Source organism: Methylobacterium aquaticum (assembly GCF_001043915.1).
Taxonomy (GTDB): domain Bacteria; phylum Pseudomonadota; class Alphaproteobacteria; order Rhizobiales; family Beijerinckiaceae; genus Methylobacterium; species Methylobacterium aquaticum.
This window is the reverse complement of the sequence record NZ_LABX01000425.1, coordinates 1-1,395: the sequence shown is the minus strand read 5'-3', so window position 1 is coordinate 1,395 and position 1,395 is coordinate 1. Positions and strand designations below refer to the sequence as shown.

Genomic DNA, 1,395 nt, shown 5'->3' with positions numbered 1-1,395 from the left:
CCCGCCCGCCCCACGGGCGCCGCCCGCGCGCGCCGGCCTGGCCGCCCCCGCCCCGCGCCCGCGTGCCCCCCCCGCGTCTCGGTCCTCCCACCCCCCCCGCCGGCCCCCGGCCGCCCGGTTCCTCCCCGCGGCGGCAAACCCCGCCGCCGCGCGCCGCCCGTCCCCGACCCGGGCCCATGCGGTCAGCCTCACGGGGGCCCCCGCCGCCGTGAGGCTGACCGTCTGGCCCGAGGTCGGGAACGGCAGGCCGGCGACGGCGGTGTTGCCCGCATAGGCGAGAACCGGGCTGGCCGGCGGCGTCGGGGCGGCGTGGAAGGCCAGCGAGGTCGGGCGGACCGGCGGCAGCGGCACGGTGACGACCGGCTCGGCGACCTGTGCGGCGCCCGCTGGCGCCGTGGCCTCGGGCGGCTGAAGCGGTGCGGTGGCCGGCTGGACCGCCGCCACAGCCTGCGGGGCCGCCGGCGCCGTCGAGGATAGCGACGACACGCCTGACGGGGCGACGGCGCTCGACAGGGCCGCGACCGACGGATCGGCCGAGGCGGTGGTCGTCGCGCTGGCCTGGCGGCTTCCGAACACGCTGCCCAGGAACTTGTTGAGCGGGTTGGTGGGCAACTCCCGGACCGGCGGCGCCTGGAGTTCGGCCACGTCGGTGCGGATGCCCGCCCGCTTGGCAGCGTAATAGTAGCCGCGGGCGTAGTAGCTGTACGCCTGGGCCTCGTTGCCATGCGCGGTCTTGTACGCCCCGGCAAGGTACGCGACGCCATAGGTCAGGTTGATCCTGGCATCGAGCAGGCCGGAGGCCGGGCCGCTATAGCCCAGCGACCGGGCGGTGCCATGCTTGATCTGCATCAGGCCCATCGCACCGCCGCGACCGACGGCACGGGGATTGTAGCCGCTCTCCCGCTTCACCACCCGGTGGATGAAGCTCGCCGGCACGCCGTTGGCCTTGGCATGGGCCTCGATCAGCGCGTCGATGTTGTCGCGGACAGGGCTCACCTGGGCCGTGGCCGGGAGCGGCGTCGCGACGGCGACGGCGATGAAGAGGCGCTTGCGCATGCAAAAACCTGCGGGAAGGGGGCCGGTGCGCTGCCGCACCGACGGGAAGGCCCATCCTGCTCCGGTTCAAATGCGGCGGGAAAGAGACTTGGCGGTTCCGCTTTCCGACTTGGCCGTTAACTGGGCCTTAGGATCCCCTGGTTTCGTGCGGCGATGTGGCCGCAAGGACACAACGGCCAAGCTTTTTCCGGCACTCGCGCGGCGTCCGTGCGGTCCCGTGATTCGGCTGATTCGTCTCAGCGCCGGCCTCCGAACCCGCCTCCCGTTCCGCCACCGAACCATCCGCCACCGAACCCTCCGCCTCCCCCCGGCCGGCCGAATCCGCCCGGACCGCCCGGC

1 protein-coding gene is annotated in these 1,395 nt (G+C 74.3%); it reads right to left on the bottom strand.

Features of this window, described 5'->3' with window-relative positions; all coding sequences use genetic code 11:
• A partial coding sequence (locus VP06_RS32960) for a lytic transglycosylase domain-containing protein (protein WP_053082133.1) occupies positions 1-1,056 on the bottom strand: 1,056 nt, incomplete at its 3' end.
• Positions 1,057-1,395 lie beyond the last annotated feature (339 nt).